The 313-nt window shown below is 71.2% G+C and carries 1 protein-coding gene; it reads left to right on the top strand.

Annotated features, from left to right (window positions below; all coding sequences use genetic code 11):
* Positions 1-313: aminotransferase class III-fold pyridoxal phosphate-dependent enzyme (locus tag ACLBX8_RS31835; protein WP_447716428.1), on the top strand; the 313-nt coding region annotated here is incomplete at both ends.

Genomic DNA, 313 nt, shown 5'->3' on the forward strand with positions numbered 1-313 from the left:
GGTGGTGCGTCAGCTCGCGACCCTCGACTTCGCCCCGACTTTCCAGATGGGTCACCCCGTCGCCTTCGAGTTCGCCGAGCGGCTGGCCGAGATCGCCCCGGGCGGTCCGGGCAAGCGCCTCGACCGGGTGTTCTTCACCAATTCCGGCTCGGAATCGGTCGACACCGCCCTCAAGATCGCGCTCGCCTACCAGCGGGCGATCGGGCAGGGCACGCGGACCCGGCCCGTCGGCCGCGAGCGCGGCTATCACGGCGTCGGCTTCGGCGGCCTGTCGGTCGGCGGCATCGTGTCGAACCGGCGGGTCTTTCCGACT

This window comes from Methylobacterium sp. D48H, assembly GCF_053345715.1.